Raw genomic sequence first — 20,688 nt, 5'->3', positions numbered from 1 at the left:
AATAAAATATAAGCCATTTTTAAGCTCGGCACCAGGTTTAATATTAAGTTATCATTAAGTCTATGTTACCTGCTGCACCTTGCTATCATAGTTATACTTTTGCCCTCTAAAAAAAATGTATGGGACTTAATTCGTTTGGGAAGTTGTTTATGCCCAAGAACCAGATCTTCTATAAACTGTTTGAAGATGTAGGTGTAACGGTTAGCAAGATGGGAAGGGTTTTGAAGCAATTGGTGAATGAACCAGATATAAATAGAAGAGCTCAACTAACATCGCAATTAGAGGACCTGGAGCATGAGAATGATGACCATACGCACAAGCTTTTTACTGAACTTGGCAGAAACTTCATTACGCCTTTCGATCGTGAAGACATCCACTACCTGGCATCAGCGCTTGATGATATAGCAGACTATATATATGCCTCTGCCAAAAAGATAAACTTCTACCGGGTTAATCCTAATGATACAGGAATTCAAAAAATGGCGGAACTGATAGAGCAGGCTACTATCCACGTGGCCAGTGCAGTATCTGAGCTTCGCAATATGAAGAACCTTCGCCAGATAACAGAAGCTTTGGTAAGGGTGAATGATATAGAGAACCAGGCTGATGATATTTTTGACCTAAGTATTGAAAAACTCTTCAATGAAGAGAACGATTTCAAAGAAGTGATCAAGAAAAGAGAGATCTACCAGGTAATGGAGATAGCTACTGATAAATGTGAAGATGCGGCCAATGTAATTGAGTCAATCATTGTTAAATACGCTTAATCAGTAGTCGGATCAACCTAAAGAACCTGTATGACAACGCTTCTTATTATCATCATTATATTTTCGTTCATTTTCGACTATATCAATGGTTTCCACGATGCAGCTAACTCAATTGCAACCATCGTTTCTACTAAAGTACTTACCCCTTTCCAGGCTGTTTGTTGGGCCGCCTTCTTCAACTTCTCGGCATATTTTGTTTCAAAATATATCATAGGAGAATTCAAGATCGGGAATACAATTTCTAAATCAGTAACCCTACAGGAAGGAGATCCTATAGCGCTTTATGTAATTCTTTCAGGATTGATAGCAGCCATCGCATGGAACCTGATTACCTGGTGGTTTGGTATTCCTTCCAGCTCTTCCCACACTTTAATAGGTGGATTCATGGGAGCTGCGGTAGCACATTATGGCACTTTTGCAGTAATTGTTTCAGCCAAAGTTTTACCCATCATCCTGTTCATCTTTTTAGCACCGCTCATTGGGATGGTGATTGCTTTTATTATTACTATTATTATTGTACACATAAGCAAACGCTCAAATCCTTACCGGGCAGAACGATGGTTTAAGCGATTACAGCTGGTATCGTCAGCGGCTTTCAGTTTAGGTCATGGAGGTAATGATGCGCAAAAAGTTATGGGTATTATAGGTGCGGCAATGATAGCCAGTGGTTATATAAACGAGTTCTCCGAAACACCTTCTTGGGTTCCTATCTCATGTTTCCTGGCAATTGGTGCTGGTACCATGAGCGGAGGTTGGAAGATTGTAAAAACAATGGGTACACGTATCACCAAAGTAACGCCACTAGAAGGTGTGAGTGCAGAAACAGCCGGCGCGATGACTCTTTATATAGCAGAACATTTTGGTATTCCTGTTAGTACCACCCACTCTATCACCGGTTCTATTATTGGTGTGGGCGCTACCAAGCGTTTATCAGCGGTGCGTTGGGGTGTTACTATCAGCTTACTTTGGGCATGGATCATCACTATACCTATCAGTGCTTTAATGGCGGCTCTCTTGCTATACATTATAAAATTCTTCGTCACCCCGTAATATTCCCTCTCATTTGGTTTATTTTGCAAGTGTAAAAGCTTAATTCAACATTTTATGGGAAAAATATTGGTAACGGGTGGCTGTGGATATATCGGGTCGCATACTATTGTAGACCTCTTAGAGAATAGATATGATGTCATTTCTATAGATGATAATTCGCGTAGTACTTCTTACCTGCTCGATGGTATAGAAAAGATCACGGGCAAAAAAGTAAAGAATTATAAGGTTGACCTGAAAGATTATAATGATACACGTGCTGTTTTCCAGGAAAACGAGGACATCAACGGCATCATTCATTTTGCTGCGTATAAAGCAGTTGGTGAGTCTGTAGAACAACCTTTGATGTACTACGAAAACAACATGTTTTCGCTTATCAACCTGCTAAAATGTGTGCAGGAATTCGAGATCCCGCACTTTGTTTTTTCATCTTCCTGTACTGTTTATGGTAATCCAGATAGCATACCTGTAACTGAGGAGTCGCCTATTAAGAAAGCAGAATCACCTTATGGTGCCACTAAGCAAATGGGTGAAGAAGTGGTTCAGAATACAGTAAAAGTTTCTAGTGCTAAAGCTATCCTACTCCGTTATTTTAATCCTGTTGGAGCACATCCATCTGGTCACATCGGTGAACTTCCGTTAGGAAGACCGGCTAATCTTGTTCCTGCCATCACACAAACTGCCATAGGCAAACTTCCGCAAATGCAGGTTTTTGGCAGCGACTACGACACCCGCGATGGCAGCAACATCCGCGATTACATTCACGTTAGTGATATTGCACACGCACATACTTTAGCTATTCGCTACCTGGAAGAAGGAAGAAACAAAACCAACTGCGATATCTTTAACTTAGGCACCGGTAATGGGGTAACTGTTTTGGAAGCAATCAAAGCTTTTGAAGAAGTAAGCGGGCAGAAACTAAATTACCAGGTAGGACCACGCCGTCCAGGCGATGTGGTAGCCATTTATGCCAACAACAATCTTGCATGTACCGCTTTAGGTTGGGAAATAAAATACGACCTGAAAGAAATGATGCGGACAGCTTGGGCATGGGAGCTAAAAGTGAAGGAAGATGAGAAGATCATCAAGAGCCAGCAGTTCCAATTGAACTAAATTTTCAGGATAATATTGGAAAAGCCATACTGCGGTATGGCTTTTTTGTTTCTACAACAGTATCCGCCAATCAATTGTGTAATTTTACAACTAAAGGATCTACATGCATCAAGACGATCGCGAGCTTCTTCTACAGTTTAAACAACCAGATCAGAAAGAAAAGGCTTTTACTGCTATCATAAAAAAATACCAGGAAAAGCTTTACTGGCATATACGCCGGATGGTAGTTGTTCATGATGATGCTAATGATGTTCTCCAAAATGTTTTCATAAAGGTTTGGAATGCACTCGGCAACTTTAGAGAGGACAGCCAGTTGTACACATGGCTTTACCGCATTGCTACCAACGAATGCTTAACATTCCTGGAGCAGCAGAAGCGGAAAGCCGCAGCCAGTTTTGATGAAATGGAGAGTGGACTGAGCAATAAAATAAGGGCAGACGAAGGTTTTGATGCGAATAAATTAGAGTGGAAACTGCAACTGGCCATTCAGCAACTACCTGAAAAGCAACGAATTGTTTTTATGCTACGCTATTACGACGAAATGCCGTACGAGGAAATGAGTCGAGTATTAGAAACCAGCGAAGGAGCTTTGAAAGCCAGCTACCATCATGCAGCCAAGAAAATTGAGGATTTTATTCTCAATCGTTAAACCTTAATGCTAATATGAAGTCAGAAGTAGGTTAGAAAAGTTATGTGGAAGAAAGATAACATACAACCCGAAATACTTGAAATAGCACCTGCACTTGCTCAATTACAAGCAATGCAGGTTTATTCAGTACCAGCCACTTATTTTGATGAGCTGCCTGGTACAATCATGCATTTGCTACAATCCGAGGAAAAGGCAGCCTTCAATTTTGAAGCAATAACCAAAGACCCCTATTCAGCGCCGGCTGGTTATTTTGATGGACTGGCAGATAATATCCTGGCAAAAGTGAAACAGCAGGCTATCGCTACCAATGAGGTAGATGAAGAACTAATGGCCATTGCCCCGGCTTTAGTAGGCTTAAATAAAAAACAGGTTTACTCTGCACCAGCAGCTTATTTCGACAAGCTGGATGTACAAGTTGATAAGACACCTAAAGTACAGGCTAAGGTGGTGAAAATGTATAGCGTAAAACGTGTGATGCAATACCTGGCTGCTGCAGTGGTTATTGCTATCATGGCTATATCAGCATATATATTCCTGGATAAGCCTGAAGCCACCGGTACAGCCAGCAATGCAACTAATACAATAGGAAATATTTCTGCTGCTTTAGATGCACTTACTGACGAGGAAATAGTAGAGTACTTGCAGGCGCATTCAACTACGCTTAACACCAACTATAGCAGCTACTTGTTACCTATAGATGAGATGGATTTAAACGAAGTAATCAAGGAATTGAGCGATGAAGATCTGCAGCAATTCTTACAACAATATTCTGAACCAAGAGCAGCCGCTAAAGGCGGTATCTAAACCTTCCAAATATGAAAAAAAAATTATTTATATTACTGGCATTTATTACTAACCTTAGTTATATTTGTTTTGCTCAACCTGATGATGGTAGGAACAAAGCAGAAGCAGTTCAAATAGCTTTTCTTACCAAGGAGCTGGGTCTAACACCAGATGAAGCACAGAAATTTTGGCCGGTTTTCAACAACTACAAGCAGGAAATAATAGCCACCAGGCGTTCTACGAGAAATGACGAAATAGAACTGGAAGAAAAGGTGGTAAACATCAGGAAGAAGTACAAGCCGGAGTTCAAGAAAGTTTTAGGAAACGATCAGCGGGTAAATAAGCTATTCCAGGCAGATAAGAACTTCCGCGATATGCTGAGAAAGGAACTAATGGAGCGTAGAGGAAATCGCGGTGGAGGCAAACCATTTAAGAATTAATTACACCTCATTTTAAACTTGGTGTTTTTCATAGGTTAGCAACGGCCAGCTCTTTTCAGGGCCGGCCAGCTTTTTTTAATACCATACTAAACCAACTAGGTTTCTTCTCAAAATTGTTCTCAAGCCAGTACTCTTAACTTACAGCCTCCTCAGGCCATACAGGCCGCTTTACATCGTGGTAAAAGAGGAACTTCCAATTTTCTTGTTGCCCCTGCTCCCACCACTGCTTGCGAAGATCATTAGCCCTGCGCCCATCATGATCGTATTTGGCAATTACACTACGGCGCATTTGCCCGAGTTGCGGCGCTTCATCACCTCCAAAAAATATTGTTTCACCTTCTTCCTCTATCCAAAATACCTGGTGAAAAGGGCTATGTCCACTGGTAAGCTGGTAACGGATATAATTATCTATAGTGCCATCTCCCTCCAAAAGCACCACCCGCGAATTATTCTGCAGCATGTCGATCTCATCTGTCATGAACGATGGGAAGCCTGTTTCAAAAGCATAATCCAGCTCTTGCCGCTGCACATAATAGATTGCTTGTGGAAAGGCTAAAGAATAATGTCCCAACCGGTCTTTGAAGCTAACACCGCCAGCATGATCCTTGTGCAGGTGGGTCATCAGCACCTTGCTAATATGCGCCGGCTCGTAACCATGCTGCCGAAGATTGTCATGTATTTGCAGGCTGCCATTTTTACTAAAGCCAAGACCAGTATCCAACAGCAGCACGTCTTTGCTGGTAACGACTAAAAATGGCTGCACCTCCACCAGCAAGCTACCAGTAGGTCTGTCATTCAGTTGGTGCTGGTCTTCTTCGTAAGGAACAAAAACTTTGGTTTTATCGATGGTGAATGAGCCTTCAGAAAGTGGGATGATCTTCATATTATCAATATGTGATTATGCAGCAGATCGCTCTGCTTATGCCCCTGTAGATGCCCAAGGCACTAAGGCACAAGAGTGCGACGCAACGGATGTTTAATCAGTGAACCAATGCTGGTACCATAAAAATCTTACCGCAACACCATTTGCCTGTCGGCATCCAAGCGGATCATGATGAACAGAAGAATGGTAAAGGTAAGCAATGATGAACCGCCATAACTTATGAGCGGAAGCGGGATCCCAATCACCGGCGCAAGACCAATGGTCATACATATGTTGATGGCGATGTGGAAGAAGTAGATGCTGGCGACACCATACGAGTACACCCGGCTAAAGGTGCTTCGCTGTCGCTCGGCTATCACCACCATCCGGAAGAGGAGGATGGCGTAGAGCCCCAGGAATATGACGCTTCCTAAAAATCCAAAGCCCTCGCCAATGGTGCAGAAGATGAAATCGGTCCGCTGTTCGGGCACAAAATCGTACCTGGTTTGGGTGCCTTTTAAATATCCTTTACCCAATACACCGCCCGAACCAATGGCTATCTTAGACTGGATAACATTGTACTCGCTCTGGTTCTGCTGTTTGCCTTTCGTTTTTGCCCTTTGCTGCTCCAGTTCAGCTTGTTCTGCTGCGTCTTGTGGTACATATGGTTTACCTACCAGGCTGTAGATGCGGTCGCGCTGGTAAGGCTTCATCATAGTATGAATAGCATACGGTATGGCAAAAGCTGATATAAAATTGGCAAAAGCCCATGCTCCCAGGATGATCCACAACAGCCAGCGATTGCGCCTGAATTGGCGGCGCAATAGAAGAATTGCGAGGAAGGCCGTTATCCCAAAAGAAATCATCAGGACTTCGGGAGATAATATGAGCGACAGGATAACAAGAATACCGATGGATGCTCCGGCAATGAGGATGAATGGTGGTAATCCTTCCCTGTACATTACCAGGAAGAACGAGAAATACACAAGTGCAAGACCTGTTTCGTTCTGAGCCACGGTGATGATTGCGGGTAATAAAGCTATAGCACCTCCTATTATCTGGGCACTGGTTTTACTGAACTCTGTTTCTTGCCGGCTGATATATTTGGCTAAAGCCAAACAGGTAAAAACTTTGGAAAGCTCCGATGGCTGTAAACGGAATCCTCCTAAGACAATCCATGATTTTGAACCTTTGACCTCTGTACCTATAATCAGTGCGAGTATACACAACAGGATACCGAAGCCATACCATAAATTGGCGGTGGCTGTAAAGAATTTACTGTCGGTTAGTAAAATGAAAATGGCCAGAACCGTACAGATACCAACCCACAGTACCTGCTTACCGTAATCTTTGCTTTGGTTTAGAATAGGTTCCAGGATGCTTTCACCTTCTTTGTATTCATTTGCAAAAATCATGAACAGGCCGATGGTGACTAAGGCGATGTACAACCAGATCATACTCCAGTCGATGCCTTTGGAAATATGGTTCTGGTTACTCATGGACGGGTTGTATCTCTTTTGTTTTTACGGTTATCAGGCAGCATCATCGGTGTTCTGTCGGTATTGATATCGCCTGAGTCTTTCCTGTTTGGTTCTGCCTCAGGGTCGAATGTAGTTTTCTTGCTTGGTGCTGGTGGTGCTTCTATCTGCACATTCACTACCTCTGCCTGCTTGTTCAGGCGAGCCAGCTTTGCCTGCCGAATAGAATCTTTCACGAAATACCATTTTTTTATTGCTGCAGGTATAAGGTCTGCTTTTGAAATGCGTTCTACCTCGGGTTTACGCCTGTCAGAAATTGAGTCCGTAAGGTATTTCTCCATCATAAGTGCAGCTATAGGTGAAGCCCAGGTAGATCCGTAACCTGAATTCTCTACAATAACAGCAATTGCGATTTTTGGGTCTTTACGCGGGGCAAAAGCCACGAACAAGGAGTGGTTCTTACCGTGCGGGTTTTGTGCTGTACCTGTTTTACCACATACATCTATACCTTGGATCATTGCATTGCGGGCAGTACCATGGGTAACCACATCCTGCATACCCAGCTGTACTATTTCGTAGGTGGAGTCGGCAATGTGTGTTACATCGTGGCGCTTACGGTATTTGGCAAGAAATGCTGTGTCTTCAATAGTTTCGTTCTGGATGCTATCTATGAGGTGTGGTGTGTAGTAGTAGCCTTTGTTTGCAATCAGGCACATGGCATTAGCCAGCTGCAGTGGTGTGCTCGTCATACGATCCTGGCCAATACCAAGGGTCACAATGTTACAGCTGTTCCACCTGCGGCTGCCGCCAAAATCGCGGTTGTAGCGGCTTGTATCCGGGATACTTGCATAGTCTTCACTTGGAAGATCCACGCCCAGCCTTACACCAAGGCCAAATGCGTTCATGTATTCCTTCCACTTCAGGTAGCCCATGGTGGTATTAGCATACTGGCGATTATCAACAGCCATCCTGAATATGTGAACGAAATACGAGTTGCAGGAGTTTGCCAATGCAGCACGTAGGTTAGCAGCGTGTCCACCACCGGCGTGTGTACATTTTACAGGTCGGCCACATTGGAAGTAGGCACCGCCACAACCATAGCCAAAAGATGGCGTAATAAGTTTTTGGTCAAGTGCGACCAAAGCGCCCAGAGGTTTGAAGGTAGATCCCGGCGGGTATTGACCTTTAATTGCACGATTATAAAGAGGACGTGCTGTATCCAGCGCCATTCTACCCCAGTTTTTCCTGAATTGTGCCCCTGCAAGATCGTTGGGATCGTAAGATGGGCCTGAAGCCATAGCCAGAATTCCACCTGTTTTAGGATTGATGGCTACAACACCACCTATTTTATTGGTGAACAGCTTTTCTGCCAATTGCTGCAATTCGATATCTATACTGGAATAAAGATTACGGCCTGCAACAGCAGCAGTATCAAAAATTCCTTTTTCATAGCTACCTTGTATCCTGTTCTTGTTGTCCTTGATCAGGTATTTTATACCCCGCTGCCCCATCAACACTTTTTCGTAGGTAGCTTCCAAACCTGCACGACCTATGTAATCGCCCATTTGGTAGAAGTAACCGGATTTACGGATGATGGCTGTATCAACTTCAGCCACATAACCTAATACGTGTGCAGCTGATTTATAAGGATAGGTCCTGATAGGTCGTTCAGTAAGGTCAAATCCCGGGAACTTGTACATGTTCTCATCCAGCTTAGCTTGAAGCGCCGGGGCTACCAGTGGTTCAAACACGCTTGGGCGATAGCGGCCATTTTTGATGATAGATGTTATCATCCTTTTCCTGAACTCGGCGGTATCTATTTGCAGGATGTTACATAAAGCAAACGTGTCAACACCTTTTACCTGAAACGGAGTAACAGTAAGGTCGAAGCGTGCAATATTATCAAGAATGGGACGCTTTTTACGGTCGTAAATAACACCGCGGCTAGGGTATACGATCTTCTTGTAAACAGCATTATCCATTGCCAGCGAAGCATACTTGCTGGTAAGCACCTGCAGGTTGAACAGCTGGATGATCATGACTGAAAAAACCGCAATGAAAATAAACTGGATAACCCTCTTCCTCGATTGATTGAATGACGGCATGTCGCCTATGGTGTTACTTTAGATATAGAAATGATACTGCAAAAATGCATGAATTGTAGTTAGACATATCATTTCTCTCTGTTATTACTCCTTAAATGTTGTTAACAATGATGTGCATTTCTGCATCTGTTTTATCTAGCAGACAATCCGGTGTTAATAAAGCACAAGCAGCAGGTTTTTGCTGCTCTACTTTTTACATGAATTAGCTGCCTAAGCTGTGTTCGTTCTAAACTTTTGCTTGCGGAAGAACAGCATTTCGGCAATGAAGATTAGCAGGAAACTTACAGCAGTAGTAGCTGTGACTTTACCAAGGAAGAAGATGATGTTTCCGAACTCCATCCATTGTATAAATACCAGGTAGCTGTGGTGCAGAAATGTGAGCACCAGCACGTACAGGAAATAAGGCGCCCAGCCTAAACTTTTTACAGATGGTTCAGCATAGTTCAGTTCTTGACCTTCCTGCGAAATGAGGAGGTTGATAAGAAAAGGACGCAGGTACGCTATCAGCACACAAGGTGCGGAATGCAATCCCAATCGCCCGGTAAAATAATCGAGCGAAAGACCAAACAGGAATGATACCAACAGCAATCCAAACCTGGAAATATTGAAAGGCAGCCACAGAATGAATAAGAAGTATAGGTAGGGTGTAATGAACTGGTGCAACGGTGGTATCTCGTTGAGCACGTACACCTGTATCAGGATGAAAACGATAAAACGGATGATATTTCTAACTAGCTGGCTCATTTGGTTTTTTGCATAGCAGCCTCCAGCCTGCGTTGTTCTTCCCACTGTACGTTCTCTACCACATTTACATATTGAATGCTAAAGAAATTCGTTGCCGTTCTCAATTTGATGGTCACAAAGTTGCTACTCGGATCAGCTTCTATTGAATGCACTGTTCCTACCATTATGTTAGGTGGAAAATTGGCTGAGTAAGTACTGGTTACAACTGAATCGCCTTTGGCTACTTCGGCACTCTTTGGAATGTTGTGAAGCGTCAGGAAGTTTGGATCCTGCCCGTCCCAATCCACTTTACCAGCAATATTTCCTTTTTTCAGCATTGAGCTAACGGTGCTGTTGCGGTGCAGCAAACTCATCACCAAAGCATAATTTTCACTAACCTCCACTACCGTTCCTACCACACCATTGGGACCAATAACCGACATATCCTTTTTTATACCCTGGTTAGCACCACGATGCAGTGTAAGGTAATTGGTTTGAGAACTTACTGTATTGCTTACCACTTTAGATGGAAGCCACATAAACTTACGCATCCTTCCAACTGTATCCCGTACCAGGCTATCCAGCACAGTAATTCTTGTACTGTCAGGACTTTCGAAGTTTAGCCCCAGCATGTTGCGCAATTGAGCATTCTCCTGCGACAGCTGTTTGTTCGCCTCTTTCAGGTGAAAATAATATTGAACCTTGTTGTACTGAAGGTTGATCCAGCCGGTAACCTCGTTCGCCACACCTGCATATGCAGCCTGTTGCGAAGGATTGTATTTTACAATAAGAGTAATAGATAAAATCTGCAACACCAGGAAGAAGAGGAAAGTGAAGTATCTTCTGATGAAGAGAAATATATTACGCACTAGGGAGGAAGTTTAGAAATTGAAAATCCGAAAAACGAACAGGCGTCCGCATTTCGGATTTATATTTTCAACAAGATTATCTCATGATAAATGGAAAACGCTGGTAGTTCTTTAGCGCTATACCTGTACCACGAACTACGCTCTTAAGCGGATCGTCGGCTACGTGTACAGGAAGTTTGATCTTTTGGCTCAAACGCTTATCCAGCCCGCGAAGCAAAGCTCCACCACCTGTCAGGTACAAACCACGGCGGTAAATATCTGCAGCCAGCTCAGGAGGTGTAGTTTCCAATGCTTTCAAAATAGCTTCTTCTATTTTGAAGATGCTCTTATCCAAAGCTTCTGCTACTTCCTGGTAGCTAACCATGATTTGTTTAGGAATACCGGTCACAAGGTCACGACCGTTCACAGGAATATCATCTGGTGGGTTATCAAGATCTTTCATAGCCGCACCTATCTGGATTTTAATCTGCTCGGCAGTACGCTCACCAATCAGTAAGCTATGGTAACGACGAAGCGCTTCCATGATATCTGCAGTGAACTCATCTCCTGCTATACGAATAGACTGGTCGCAAACGATACCAGCCAATGCAATTACCGTAATACCGGTAGTACCACCACCTATATCAATGATCATGTTACCAACCGGCTCCTCCACATCTATACCAATACCAAGTGCTGCTGCCATAGGTTCATGAAGAAGGTAAACTTCTTTTGCACCCGCCTGCTCTGCACTATCGCGCACCGCACGTTTTTCTACTTCGGTAATGCTTGATGGGATACAGATCATCATACGCCAGCTCGGTGGGAACAAAGGCTTTTTAGGATAGATCATCTTGATCATCTCCCTTATCATCAGCTCGGCAGCGTTGAAGTCGGCTATCACACCATCCTTTAGTGGACGAATGGTACGAATGCTTTCATGGGTCTTTTCGTGCATCATCAATGCGCGTTTTCCAACTGCCAATACGGTCTTCAGGTTGTTGCGGTCAAGTGCTACTATTGAGGGCTCATTCACTACAACCTCCTCGTTATGAATGATCAGGGTATTTGCGGTACCCAGGTCCATTGCAATCTCTTGTGTAAACCAGTTGAAAAGTCCCATGTATATTTAATTCCTTGTTTAGAATGATGCGTGCAAAGTTGTATGAAATAATTTGAAATAACAAAGCAGCCATAGCCCTTGCAAGCCTGCCGCGAAAGTAGAACGAACCATGCATTTAGCAGGAAATATTTTCTTCTGCACTAATTAAAATAGTATTAAACATGAAATGATTATGATCTATGGATGCCATCGTGAAAATCAACATGATTACAACCCGAATTTCCACTTACATAAAGCGTAAAACTACTATTTAGCAGCACGACTGATCGACTTATAGAAACCTCTATTCAAACTCATAACCGATATCCTTCCTATAGGTCATACCCTCAAAATGGATGGTATCTAAAACAGCCTTCGACTTCTTAACCGCTTCACTGATGTCTGTACCAAAGGAAGTTACTGCCAGTACTCTTCCTCCATTGGTTACTACTGTATCGCCTTCTGTTTTGGTGCCTGCATGAAAGATGATGGTATCCTGCTGCTGGTTGGTATCAGCAGGTAAACCATTAATGGTTCTACCCTTTTCATATTTACCTGGATATCCTTCACTAACCGCTACCACTGTGGCCACGGCTCTTTCATCATATTCTATCACCACATCATCCAACCGACCAAGGCGCATTGCTGTAAGAATTTCCAGCAGATCAGTTTTTAGTCTCGGAAGTATCACCTCTGTTTCAGGGTCGCCTAGCCTGCAGTTGTATTCTATTACATAAGGATCACCATTAACATTCATCAGGCCAAAGAAGATAAAGCCATTATATGCTAACTGCTCCTCTTGCAGCCCACGAATGGTAGGTTTTATTACCCGCTCTTCTACCTTTTGCATGAATTCGTCGTTGGCGAAAGGCACAGGCGTAACACAACCCATACCGCCGGTATTAAGCCCGGTATCGCCTTCACCTATACGTTTATAATCTTTCGCATGTCCTATTATCTTGTACTGGCTGCCGTTGGTTACCACAAATACGCTTAGTTCTATTCCCTGCAAAAACTCTTCTACAACCACTTTTTCTGAAGCCTCACCAAACTGCTTATTAATCACCATTTCTTCAAAAGCTTTGGTTGCTTCTTCATAGCTGTCGCAAATGATCACGCCTTTACCTGCTGCCAGTCCATCAGCTTTTAAAACGATCGGTAGCTTTTGCGCATGAATATGATTTTTACCGTGCTCAAAATTTCCTTCATTGAATTCTGCAAAACCAGCAGTAGGTACTTGGTAGCGCTGCATGAATTTTTTTGAGAATGATTTACTTCCCTCTAATTGCGCTGCACCTGCCGAAGGACCAACAACTGTTATCTTCTCCAGTTCCGGATCATTTACCACAAAATCATAAATACCTTTTACCAGTGGCTCTTCTGGACCCACCACTATCATTTCAATAAATTGGGTGATGCAAAGCGTTTTGATAGCTTCAAAATCGGTAGGCTGAATATCTACATTCTCACCATATTCCGTAGTACCTGCATTGCCAGGTGCTATCAATAAGCGGCTACAGGTTTTGCTATACCTGAGGGCTCTTGCCAATGCATGTTCACGACCACCCGAACCAAGAAGTAAAATATTCATGATATGTAATTGAAGAATTTGTAATGAAGCAGCGAATGTAAAAACTAATTGTGGTAGCAATCGCTGGTAAAAGAATTCATATGGTGGCAACAGGAAACCACGGAAGCAATATGCTAAGCACGCAATGATGATGCCACCGACTTTTACACCACGTGTATTGAAACCTTACAGGCGTTATATAATGTAATACTGTAAGGCAATATAGCTTCTCGGCGGAGTATTGGAATAATCAGTATTTTGAGCCGTTAACAAAGATTTATTTACTAACTCTCATCTGAAAAAAGACAGATATGAATGTGACACCTGCCGACCAGGCAATCTTACAGAAAGGCCATCCAAAAGGGCTGTATGTGCTTTTCGCAACTGAATTCTGGGAGCGCTTCAGCTATTATGGTATGCGCGCCATTTTCGTTCTCTTCATGACTGATAAGCTTTTGTTTGATAAAGCATACGCAGCAAATATTTATGGAAGCTATACAGGATTAGTTTACCTGACTCCATTGTTAGGTGGTTATATGGCCGACAGGTACTGGGGCAACAGGAAGTCAATATTTGTTGGAGGAATATTAATGGCACTAGGCCAGTTTGTACTGTTTGCTTCTGCATCTATGAGTGAACCCGGCGCCTCCGCACTTACTACCTCTTTGTTATGGGGTGGATTAGCTCTCTTGATCTTTGGTAATGGTTTCTTTAAACCAAACATTAGTACCATGGTTGGCCAGCTATACCCGGAGGACCAGGCAAGCCGCAAAGACTCCGCCTATACTATCTTTTACATGGGTATCAATGCAGGTGCATTTCTTGCACCGCTGGTATGTGGTTACCTCGGTGAGAAAATCGACTTCAAATGGGGCTTCTTTGCAGCTGGTGTAGGTATGATTCTCAGCCTTATCATTTTCTACTATACCAAAAATAAATATGTTGTTTCTTCTACGGGAGAACAGCTGGGTGTACACGCCAACAAACTTAAAGACACTGGTATCTCAGAAACTGGCAAAACAGGTTTCAGCACCGGGCAAGTGCTATTTCTTGTAGGATCCATCATAGCAGCTATAGCATTGATGTACTTTATCCTGAATGTTGACTTTTGGGGTTCTGCTATATATGGTATGACACTTTGTTTACCATTTGCTATTCTTACAGACCGCTCCCTTACTAAAGTTGAGAAGTCAAGACTAACGGTGATCATCATAATCATGCTGTTTGTTATCTTCTTCTGGATGTGTTTTGAGCAGGCAGGTGCATCATTAACCTTCTTTGCTAATGAGCAAACTGATAGAAGGGTGTTTGGATGGGAAATGCCTGCTAGTTACTTCCAGAGTTTCAACCCTGTATTCATTGTATTGTTAGCTCCCATTTTTGCTGGATTATGGGGCTTCCTCGGCAAAAGAGGTATAGAACCACCGGCTCCTATGAAGCAGGCAATGGGCCTTGGTTTCCTTGCGCTTGGTTTCTTATTCATCTCTTTTGGAGTAACTGATAGTCCTGCAATAAAAGTGAGTATCCTTTGGCTTACCGGATTGTACTTCCTTCATACAGTGGGTGAATTGTTCCTTAGCCCGATCGGTTTGTCAATGGTGAATAAATTAACCCCGGGCCGTTTTACTTCGCTGATGATGGGTATTTGGTTTATGGCAATAGCTACAGGTAACAAACTTGCAGGTACTATGAGTGCGCTGTATCCTGATCCTTCGTCTACAGCGCCACCACCGGTTTTCCTGGGCATAACCATCGACAACCTGTATACCTACTTCATGATCTTTGTTGGATTTGCAGGTGCAGCTGCTGTCATCTTATTCCTGCTTTCATTTAAGCTAAAAGCAATGATGAAAGGCATCAGGTAGTAAACGGTTCAATCTTTATAAAAAAGCGGCTCATTAGGCCGCTTTTTTTATTCTACATTATTTACTTTTTAACTTGTGTGCTTTTGTTCTTTTGTAAAAACGATAGGAGCAATAAAATGGAATTCCTGCTATGAGGAGTATGATGACAAAAAAGACGATGAAAGAGGTTTCGAATGGCAGGAACAGCGAGATAACTGCTGCTAACAGGCCGCCCGCCATCCAATATTTTGCAGCTAACTTGTGCGTGTATTGCCAGTTGTTATCATCTTCTAGTGCCCATGGTGTTCTTAAGCCAATAAAGTAGTTTGGTTTTAAAGAAGTAAAGGTGCTGCCTAAAAAGGCAAAGAAAAAGCCCATGAGTGGCAGTAAGATCTTGTCAAAATGTAAAGCACCTGAGCGTGCAGAGTCTACAATCAACACTCCAATTACCGCCATAAAGATCAGGATACCTAAACCTATCCTCGCCACTAACTCCGGCGAATTATGCTGTCTTTTCGGATCTATTCTATGAATGTTCATGAGCAAAAGGAAGATTCCTATTCCCGTTATAGTGATCATGCCTAATGGTAGTAGTAAAACAGAAGCCTTGCTTCCAAAATCATCTGGCTCACCATCCAAACCAAAATGAGTAGGCACCGTTTCAGCCATTTGCGACCACGCCATCAGCAGGTAAATCCACGGTATAAGAATAACTAAGAATGCAAAGACATATAGCCCAGTTTTCTTCATAAAGTTTCCTTTTACCACATACAAATAAAATTTGTTGCCATTCCTCAACTTGTTAAAACCACTTTTAAAAATTAACCCCTAAATAACAGCCTTTAGCACTTATTTATGAAATCTTTCGTAGATCAGGCTGGTAAAGGGTTTCAGCGGATTCCGGGCTAAAATGAAGGCATCAAATGCTACCACTCATCACATCAGGGATAGCAGTTATTTTTTCCTATCACAATAGCCTTTGAACAGGGGGTGAGGCCATCTACTTTTGACTTGTCAACAAACCAGAAGACAAACACACAAAAGATTATAAACTAACTAAAACAATTATTATGAAAAAGCTATTCTTCGCCGCCTTGATTGCAACTACAGTAGCAACAACAGCATTCGCTACCGACGCTAAAAAAATTGGTGTCCGCGTACACAATTCTTTCAAAGCTGACTATGGTAACATTGAAAATGTAAACTGGACTTTGCGCGACAATTTTGCTAAAGCATCGTTCCAGTTGAATGGAGAAAAAATGGAAGCTTTCTACGACGTAGAAGGTAATAACATAGGAACAAGCAAAGCCATAGCAGTGGATGCAATTCCTACTTCTGCAAAGAGAGCACTGGCTAAAAAGTTTGCAGACTACACAGTAACGGAAGCTATACAGTTTGATGGTGTAGATGAAAGTGCTTATTACATTTCAGCTGATAATAGCCATGAAAAACTCGTGTTGAAAGTAAGTGCTACGGATATCGTTTCTGTTTATAAAAGAACTTCCAAGTAAAAATTAGTGTTGGGCACTAGTTTAGGTTCCGGCCCCTGTAAAACAGGGGTCTTTTTGTTGGGTAGATGGGAGGAAAATAAACAATTGATCTACCGACCAAACCAGGCTCTACTACAGCTATAGCATCTTATTCAAAAAAGCAATCGTGCGGCTGAGCACTTCATTGTACCAGGGGTGAAATAACCAAAACGTATGCGGTGTGTTAGGAAAATCATGCACTTCCGAATAAATACGAAGCGCGTTTAACTTCTTGATCATTTCATCTCTTCCGGCATGAAAACGTGGCGTAGAGCTATTGAGGAAAAGAACAGGTGCAGTATGTTTATCTACATGATTTAGCGGAGAAGCGGCTTCCCAATTTGTTGGGTTCTCTTCGTATGAACCTCCCAGCCACTCACCGGCTACTTTACCTTCCATTGATAATGGATGTTTGAAAGCAAGTACACCATCAATATTTACCACTGCCTGCACCCTGCTTTTACGAAGGCAGCTTTTTGTCTCTCCTTCAAATGCTTTGTTCCTGTTGGTGCTGCCAACTAAACTGGCCAGGTGCCCGCCTGCTGATGCACCGAGTGCAGCTATTTTCCGTTTGTTGATCTTGTATTTTCTTGCATTGCTGCGCATCCAGCGGACGGCATCTTTCAAGTCGTGTATAGCAGCCGGGTAAGGCGCCTCAGGCGAAAGCCGATACTCAACAGCTACAGCCACAAAACCATTGGCTGCCAACTGTTGGGCAAAAGGTATCCAATGATCTTTGTTGCCACTCTTCCAGCCGCCTCCAAATACCAGCAGCACAGCCGGGTATGAACGCTGATTACCTGAAGGCATATAAACATCCGCCAGCAGCTTCCTGTCACCAATAATTCTATAACCTACATCTTTCACTACCTGTACACCTTCCGGCACAGCATAAGAAGGGATTTCAATCTGTGGGAAACGCTTCTTCTCCTTTGTATAACTACTATACACCGTAAAAGAAGTATCCTTAACCACTGCTTGGCCTATTGCTGCATTACCTGCCATTAGCAGCAATAAAAGCCACTGCATACCTCTACACCACTTTACCTGCTTCATCCACTTCTTTATTCTGATCATTACCTGCTTGCTAGATAAACAAACATAATACTCACTTGTATTCTCTACCACCTAACAACTATCACCTAACAACTAGTCTAATCAACAACCGGCTCCACCCTGAACCAATCAAAATCTGCATAGCCGGAATCATTGGTAGTTGTAGTCCTTGTACAGAACAAACCCACTTTTGATCCTTTCCATCGTGCTACTTCCGCCTGGAAGACCTGCCCAACATTAGTGAATTTGTTACCATCCAGGCTATAGCTAAACTGGCACTTGGCACCGGCAGTTACCTTCACGCGCAGGTACACAGTATTTGATGCCATTTTCATTATTACATCTTCTTTTTCAGCCTTACCTTTTACAGCATCCTTTGCATGCGTATAAACAAGGTCCAGCCCGTCTTTCCGGCTGCGCAGGCCAATGTTTGCATAACTAAAGCCCATCACTACCAATCCTGCTTTTTCATTCTCCAGTTTTGGGTTATGGGTAAATGTCATTTTAGTTGTTACCATAAAAGAATCAGCAGGAAATTTTTGCAGCAGCACATTACCTGCAGTCCACAGGTTACTGGCACTGTCAAAAGCATTGTGCGCATACAGGCGCAACATGCCTTTGCTCACATTCATAAACGACCAGGTAGCCTGCGGGTTAGCCTGCCACTGCCATTGAAGACCAAGTTTATGATCATTGAATTCATCTGAATCTGGCGGCGTAACTATAGGATAAGTTTTATCAACATTTGGTTTCTTGTAAGTATACACAGGCTCACCTTTACCATCGCCATCTTTATCCACGCCTATTACTGGCCAATCGTTCACCCATTTCATCGGGTTTAAATGTACTACGCGGCCATACTGGTCCTTATCCTGGAAGTGCAGGAACCAATCTTCACCTGTTTGTGTTTGCACCCAGGCACCCTGGTGTGGTCCATTGATAGTGGTAGAGCCTTGCTCCATCACTACACGTCTCTCGTAGGGACCATAAGGGTTTTTAGAACGAAGCACTAACTGCCATCCTGTAGATACGCCGCCTGCTGGAGCAAATATGTAGTACCAGCCATTTCGCTTGTAAAACTTTGGCCCTTCTACGGTTGCATCTAATTCATGACCATCGTAAACAATACTACCTGCTTCTAATGTTTTGGTTCCCTCCTTGTTCATTTTCTTTACTACCAGTATGCTCTTTATACCTGCACGGCTGCCAGCATATGCATGTACCAGGTATACATTTCCATCCGTATCCCATAGCGGGCATGGATCAATCAATCCTTTGCCACCTTCTACCAGTATGGGTTCACTCCACGGACCTGCAGGATCTTTCGCTTTTATTACATAAATACCAAAATCCGGATCAGGATAATAGATGAGAAACTCACCATTGCGATAGCGAATAGCAGGCGCCCACACGCCTTCGCCATGGCGTGTTTTAGAGAAATGATCCACAGGCACCTGGCGTGGCAAAGCATGTCCTATCAGCCGCCAGTTTACCAGATCTTTCGAATGCAGTACAGGCAAGCCCGGCACGTCCTCAAAAGAGGAAGATGTCATGTAATAATCATCGCCTACACGTATGGCATCAGGGTCCGAATAATCTGCATTGAGCACAGGATTTTTATAGGTGCCATTGCCGTTGTCTGCTACCCACACTTTAGATACGAAATTCTTTGGCGCCACCTTAGTCTGCTGAGCACCGGCTGTTAATCCTACTATAAGTCCTGCTATTAAAAATGTTCTTCTCATCATCTCAAAGTTTGTGTTGGCACCCAACTACCGGATGCGCAAAAAATATTTTTGATTGTGTAACGCTTTGCCTGTTTACGAGTTAATTGGTTACTCCAGGGTACACGCAAGGTAGTATTGCCGCCTTCACCGGTGCTGTTATATTCTGCATAAAAAGCAGTCTTTTCATTTTCAGGATTACGCCAGTTGTCCCATCCCGCAGGAACGATGTGTTTACCCATTTCTGTATTTATAAAAACCGTACGGGCATTGGGCCTCCAGGGGCGACCAAGAAAAACTTTGGTAACGCCTGTATCAGCTACCAGTTTGCAGTCAATAAAAACAAAACCCATGTCGCCAGGTCGGGTAGAGGCCGCAGTAATATAAGAGTTACTCAAGCTCTTGATAGTACACCTTTCAAACAAGCAGGTGGCTTCGCCAAATATGAAATCGGTAGTGCCTTCTATGAAACAGTTGCTGTAATACTGGCGGCTAGTACTGGTGGCTGCATAAATAGTATCCTGGTTGCCGAGTAAACGGCAGTTAGTTATGGAAACCCTGTCACCCTCTACATGTAGTGCAACAGCTTGTCCTACTCTGCCTGCCGTGTTTTGAATGGTAAGGTTTGCGGCCGAAAAATCATTTCCCTGTACCAGCACAGTGTAAGAAGTAAACGTGCCGTGTTTGTCTTTGCCAAAAGCATCTACACCACCCGTGTAAGGTTTACCGGAGTGGTCGTTGTAGGTAATAATTGTTTCATCGGCACTTTCACCTACCAATGAAATATTTGTTTTCCATGTCGGCACTACCACCTTCTCTTTATAAGTACCGTTCTTAATGTAAATGGTAACCCGCTGCTGCGAGAGATCGCGCACTGCATTGATGGCCTCCTGTATGGTTTTAAAATTTCCTGAACCATCTTTTGCTACTGTAAAAGACGATGGATAGGTTACGGGCGCAGTGGTTGTCTGTGCATCTAACGGCAGCTTTGCAACAAGGATCACTGCCAGGAGCAGGAGAAGATGTTTCATAAATTTCAATTTGTTTA

At 43.1% G+C, this 20,688-nt stretch carries 19 protein-coding genes; 8 read left to right on the top strand and 11 right to left on the bottom strand.

The features are described from left to right. Positions 1-119: 119 nt before the first annotated feature. From J4N22_RS12460 to J4N22_RS12435, 6 genes are all read left to right on the top strand, one after another. The gene (locus J4N22_RS12460; protein WP_207495034.1) at positions 120-767 is read left to right on the top strand and encodes a DUF47 domain-containing protein; all 648 of its coding nucleotides are present in this window, start codon (positions 120-122) and stop codon (positions 765-767) included. 30 nt (positions 768-797) lie between these two features. After that, positions 798-1,817 carry an inorganic phosphate transporter gene (locus J4N22_RS12455; RefSeq protein ID WP_207495032.1) on the top strand — a complete coding sequence of 340 codons (1,020 nt, stop codon included), beginning with the start codon at positions 798-800 and terminating at the stop codon, positions 1,815-1,817. Between the two features lie 54 nt (positions 1,818-1,871). Further along, positions 1,872-2,927: a UDP-glucose 4-epimerase GalE gene (gene galE / locus J4N22_RS12450; protein WP_207495030.1), complete on the top strand. Its 1,056-nt coding sequence runs from the start codon at positions 1,872-1,874 to the stop codon at positions 2,925-2,927. 103 nt (positions 2,928-3,030) lie between these two features. After that, a complete protein-coding gene (locus J4N22_RS12445) occupies positions 3,031-3,576 on the top strand; it encodes an RNA polymerase sigma factor (RefSeq protein ID WP_207495028.1) in 546 nt (181 codons plus the stop codon). 42 nt (positions 3,577-3,618) lie between these two features. Continuing rightward, complete coding sequence (locus J4N22_RS12440; RefSeq protein WP_207495026.1) at positions 3,619-4,380, top strand: hypothetical protein; 762 nt, start codon at positions 3,619-3,621, stop codon at positions 4,378-4,380. A gap of 11 nt (positions 4,381-4,391) precedes the next feature. Next, complete coding sequence (locus J4N22_RS12435; RefSeq protein WP_207495024.1) at positions 4,392-4,799, top strand: hypothetical protein; 408 nt, start codon at positions 4,392-4,394, stop codon at positions 4,797-4,799. Positions 4,800-4,932: 133 nt separating this feature from the next. Here J4N22_RS12435 and J4N22_RS12430 read toward each other — a convergent pair whose 3' ends face one another. From J4N22_RS12430 to purD, 7 genes are all read right to left on the bottom strand, one after another. Further along, on the bottom strand, positions 4,933-5,682 hold the full coding sequence (locus J4N22_RS12430) for an MBL fold metallo-hydrolase (protein WP_207495022.1): 750 nt from the start codon (positions 5,680-5,682) through the stop codon (positions 4,933-4,935). Between the two features lie 128 nt (positions 5,683-5,810). Beyond that, a complete protein-coding gene (gene rodA / locus J4N22_RS12425) occupies positions 5,811-7,160 on the bottom strand; it encodes a rod shape-determining protein RodA (protein WP_207495020.1) in 1,350 nt (449 codons plus the stop codon). Further along, positions 7,157-9,244 (bottom strand): penicillin-binding protein 2, encoded by a 2,088-nt coding sequence (mrdA, locus tag J4N22_RS12420; RefSeq protein ID WP_207495018.1) that lies wholly within the window; start codon positions 9,242-9,244, stop codon positions 7,157-7,159. The genes rodA and mrdA overlap by 4 nt, the downstream gene beginning before the upstream one ends. Positions 9,245-9,454: 210 nt before the next feature. Further along, a complete protein-coding gene (locus J4N22_RS12415) occupies positions 9,455-9,988 on the bottom strand; it encodes a rod shape-determining protein MreD (protein ID WP_207495016.1) in 534 nt (177 codons plus the stop codon). Next, entirely contained in the window at positions 9,985-10,836 is an 852-nt protein-coding gene (gene mreC / locus J4N22_RS12410) for a rod shape-determining protein MreC (RefSeq protein ID WP_207495014.1), read from the bottom strand. Before mreC ends, J4N22_RS12415 begins: the two co-directional genes overlap by 4 nt. 76 nt (positions 10,837-10,912) lie before the next feature. Further along, entirely contained in the window at positions 10,913-11,938 is a 1,026-nt protein-coding gene (locus tag J4N22_RS12405) for a rod shape-determining protein (protein WP_207495012.1), read from the bottom strand. Positions 11,939-12,221: 283 nt separating this feature from the next. Next, positions 12,222-13,508: a phosphoribosylamine--glycine ligase gene (purD, locus tag J4N22_RS12400; protein ID WP_207495010.1), complete on the bottom strand. Its 1,287-nt coding sequence runs from the start codon at positions 13,506-13,508 to the stop codon at positions 12,222-12,224. A gap of 290 nt (positions 13,509-13,798) precedes the next feature. Between purD and J4N22_RS12395 the strand changes: the two genes are divergently transcribed. Next, the gene (locus tag J4N22_RS12395; protein WP_207495008.1) at positions 13,799-15,352 is read left to right on the top strand and encodes a peptide MFS transporter; all 1,554 of its coding nucleotides are present in this window, start codon (positions 13,799-13,801) and stop codon (positions 15,350-15,352) included. Positions 15,353-15,409: 57 nt separating this feature from the next. Here the strand turns inward: J4N22_RS12395 and J4N22_RS12390 are convergent, their stop codons facing one another. Further along, a complete protein-coding gene (locus J4N22_RS12390) occupies positions 15,410-16,081 on the bottom strand; it encodes an SdpI family protein (RefSeq protein ID WP_207495005.1) in 672 nt (223 codons plus the stop codon). Positions 16,082-16,401: 320 nt separating this feature from the next. Between J4N22_RS12390 and J4N22_RS12385 the strand changes: the two genes are divergently transcribed. Further along, positions 16,402-16,842, top strand: a complete 441-nt coding sequence (locus tag J4N22_RS12385) for a hypothetical protein (protein ID WP_207495003.1) — start codon at positions 16,402-16,404, stop codon at positions 16,840-16,842. Positions 16,843-16,959: 117 nt separating this feature from the next. Here J4N22_RS12385 and J4N22_RS12380 read toward each other — a convergent pair whose 3' ends face one another. From J4N22_RS12380 to J4N22_RS12370, 3 genes are all read right to left on the bottom strand, one after another. Further along, positions 16,960-17,937: an alpha/beta hydrolase gene (locus J4N22_RS12380; RefSeq protein ID WP_207495001.1), complete on the bottom strand. Its 978-nt coding sequence runs from the start codon at positions 17,935-17,937 to the stop codon at positions 16,960-16,962. Positions 17,938-18,014: 77 nt separating this feature from the next. Beyond that, positions 18,015-19,661 carry a glycoside hydrolase family 43 protein gene (locus tag J4N22_RS12375; RefSeq protein ID WP_207494999.1) on the bottom strand — a complete coding sequence of 549 codons (1,647 nt, stop codon included), beginning with the start codon at positions 19,659-19,661 and terminating at the stop codon, positions 18,015-18,017. Next, complete coding sequence (locus J4N22_RS12370) at positions 19,661-20,671, bottom strand: pectinesterase family protein (protein WP_207494997.1); 1,011 nt, start codon at positions 20,669-20,671, stop codon at positions 19,661-19,663. Before J4N22_RS12370 ends, J4N22_RS12375 begins: the two co-directional genes overlap by 1 nt. Positions 20,672-20,688: the final 17 nt, after the last annotated feature.

Origin of the sequence: Aridibaculum aurantiacum, assembly GCF_017355875.1 — a bacterium.
In the GTDB taxonomy this organism is placed as follows: domain Bacteria; phylum Bacteroidota; class Bacteroidia; order Chitinophagales; family Chitinophagaceae; genus Segetibacter; species Segetibacter aurantiacus.
The sequence above is the reverse complement of the archived record's forward strand: the minus strand, read 5'-3'. Positions and strand labels throughout refer to the sequence as shown.

Bases quoted from the DNA above. Each gene is read 5' to 3' on its own strand.
- J4N22_RS12455 (WP_207495032.1), top strand. From the start codon at position 798: ATGACAACGCTTCTTATTATCATCATTATATTTTCGTTCATTTTCGAC.
- rodA (WP_207495020.1), bottom strand. From the start codon at position 7,160: ATGAGTAACCAGAACCATATTTCCAAAGGCATCGACTGGAGTATGATC.
- J4N22_RS12390 (WP_207495005.1), bottom strand. From the start codon at position 16,081: ATGAAGAAAACTGGGCTATATGTCTTTGCATTCTTAGTTATTCTTATA.
- J4N22_RS12385 (WP_207495003.1), top strand. From the start codon at position 16,402: ATGAAAAAGCTATTCTTCGCCGCCTTGATTGCAACTACAGTAGCAACA.
- J4N22_RS12430 (WP_207495022.1), bottom strand. From the start codon at position 5,682: ATGAAGATCATCCCACTTTCTGAAGGCTCATTCACCATCGATAAAACC.
- J4N22_RS12395 (WP_207495008.1), top strand. From the start codon at position 13,799: ATGAATGTGACACCTGCCGACCAGGCAATCTTACAGAAAGGCCATCCA.
- mrdA (WP_207495018.1), bottom strand. From the start codon at position 9,244: ATGCCGTCATTCAATCAATCGAGGAAGAGGGTTATCCAGTTTATTTTC.
- J4N22_RS12445 (WP_207495028.1), top strand. From the start codon at position 3,031: ATGCATCAAGACGATCGCGAGCTTCTTCTACAGTTTAAACAACCAGAT.
- J4N22_RS12370 (WP_207494997.1), bottom strand. From the start codon at position 20,671: ATGAAACATCTTCTCCTGCTCCTGGCAGTGATCCTTGTTGCAAAGCTG.
- J4N22_RS12405 (WP_207495012.1), bottom strand. From the start codon at position 11,938: ATGGGACTTTTCAACTGGTTTACACAAGAGATTGCAATGGACCTGGGT.
- J4N22_RS12415 (WP_207495016.1), bottom strand. From the start codon at position 9,988: ATGAGCCAGCTAGTTAGAAATATCATCCGTTTTATCGTTTTCATCCTG.
- purD (WP_207495010.1), bottom strand. From the start codon at position 13,508: ATGAATATTTTACTTCTTGGTTCGGGTGGTCGTGAACATGCATTGGCA.
- galE (WP_207495030.1), top strand. From the start codon at position 1,872: ATGGGAAAAATATTGGTAACGGGTGGCTGTGGATATATCGGGTCGCAT.
- J4N22_RS12435 (WP_207495024.1), top strand. From the start codon at position 4,392: ATGAAAAAAAAATTATTTATATTACTGGCATTTATTACTAACCTTAGT.
- J4N22_RS12460 (WP_207495034.1), top strand. From the start codon at position 120: ATGGGACTTAATTCGTTTGGGAAGTTGTTTATGCCCAAGAACCAGATC.
- J4N22_RS12375 (WP_207494999.1), bottom strand. From the start codon at position 19,661: ATGAGAAGAACATTTTTAATAGCAGGACTTATAGTAGGATTAACAGCC.
- J4N22_RS12380 (WP_207495001.1), bottom strand. From the start codon at position 17,937: ATGATCAGAATAAAGAAGTGGATGAAGCAGGTAAAGTGGTGTAGAGGT.
- J4N22_RS12440 (WP_207495026.1), top strand. From the start codon at position 3,619: ATGTGGAAGAAAGATAACATACAACCCGAAATACTTGAAATAGCACCT.